Origin of the sequence: Streptomyces sp. NPDC087270 (assembly GCF_044744625.1) — a bacterium.
Classification (GTDB): domain Bacteria; phylum Actinomycetota; class Actinomycetes; order Streptomycetales; family Streptomycetaceae; genus Actinacidiphila.
Window position 1 is genome coordinate 1 of record NZ_JBIUYR010000052.1, and the last position, 1,055, is coordinate 1,055.

A 1,055-nucleotide genomic window follows, 5' to 3' on the forward strand; every position below is an offset into this window, starting at 1 on the left:
GAAACTCTTGCGCCGATTGACTAAGGGTTCCTGGGTCAAGCTGATCTGCCCAGGGTAAGTCGGGACCTAAGGCGAGGCCGACAGGCGTAGTCGATGGACAACCGGTTGATATTCCGGTACCCGCTTTGAAACGCCCAGTACTGAACCGAGCGATGCTAAGGCCGTGAAGCCGCCTCTGATCTCTTCGGAGTGAGGGGGAGTGGTGGAGCCGCTGAACCGGACTTGTAGTAGGTAAGCGATGGGGTGACGCAGGAAGGTAGTCCAGCCCGGGCGGTGGTTGTCCCGGGGTAAGGGTGTAGGACGTGTGGTAGGTAAATCCGTCACACATGAAGTCTGAGACCTGATGCCGAGCCGATTGTGGTGAAGTGGATGATCCTATGCTGTCGAGAAAAGCCTCTAGCGAGTTTCATGGCGGCCCGTACCCTAAACCGACTCAGGTGGTCAGGTAGAGAATACCGAGGCGTTCGGGTGAACTATGGTTAAGGAACTCGGCAAAATGCCCCCGTAACTTCGGGAGAAGGGGGGCCACTTCCGGTGATCATCTTTACGGTGTGAGCTGGGGGTGGCCGCAGAGACCAGCGAGAAGCGACTGTTTACTAAAAACACAGGTCCGTGCGAAGCCGTAAGGCGATGTATACGGACTGACGCCTGCCCGGTGCTGGAACGTTAAGGGGACCGGTTAGTCCTGTTTCGACAGGGCGAAGCTGAGAACTTAAGCGCCAGTAAACGGCGGTGGTAACTATAACCATCCTAAGGTAGCGAAATTCCTTGTCGGGTAAGTTCCGACCTGCACGAATGGCGTAACGACTTCTCGACTGTCTCAACCATAGGCCCGGTGAAATTGCACTACGAGTAAAGATGCTCGTTTCGCGCAGCAGGACGGAAAGACCCCGGGACCTTTACTATAGCTTGATATTGGTGTTCGGTTCGGCTTGTGTAGGATAGGTGGGAGACTTTGATATCGCGGCGCCAGCCGTGGTGGAGTCGTCGTTGAAATACCACTCTGGTCGTGCTGGATGTCTAACCTCGGTCCGTGATCCGGATCAGGGACAGTG

General features: G+C 55.7%; 1 rRNA gene. It reads left to right on the plus strand.

The features are described 5' to 3' along the window. Nucleotides 1–1,055 (plus strand): 23S ribosomal RNA (locus ACIPAE_RS39790); the annotation flags it as partial.